Annotated in this window: 1 protein-coding gene; it reads right to left on the reverse strand. The window is 65.0% G+C overall.

From position 1 onward, the window contains the following. Positions 1-282 (reverse strand): winged helix-turn-helix transcriptional regulator (locus AC3XQU_RS23735; RefSeq protein WP_489876592.1); only part of this gene is annotated, 282 nt, incomplete at its 3' end. Between the last annotated feature and the right edge of the window lies 1 nt (position 283).

The raw sequence follows: 283 nt of genomic DNA on the forward strand, positions 1-283 counted from the left end.
TGCAATCATGAGCGGCGTACTCCAGTTCACCAACGCCGTGACAGCACCGCGAAGCTCCCTTCCCCAGGCGGTGAGCGTGTAGGCGATGGCGTTGCTGTCGGTGTCGAGTTGGCGCTGAACTACGCCGGACTGTTCGAGTTCCCTCAGACGCTCGGCCAGCAGGTTGGTGGAGATCCCCGGCAGCCCGGCCTGAAGTTTCCCGTATCGGGCAGGGCCGCCGAGCAGCTCACGCACGATGAGCAGGCTCCACCTGTTGCCTACGACGTCGAGTGCCCGCGCCAAC

The organism is Telluria sp. AZSoR62, from assembly GCF_058111565.1.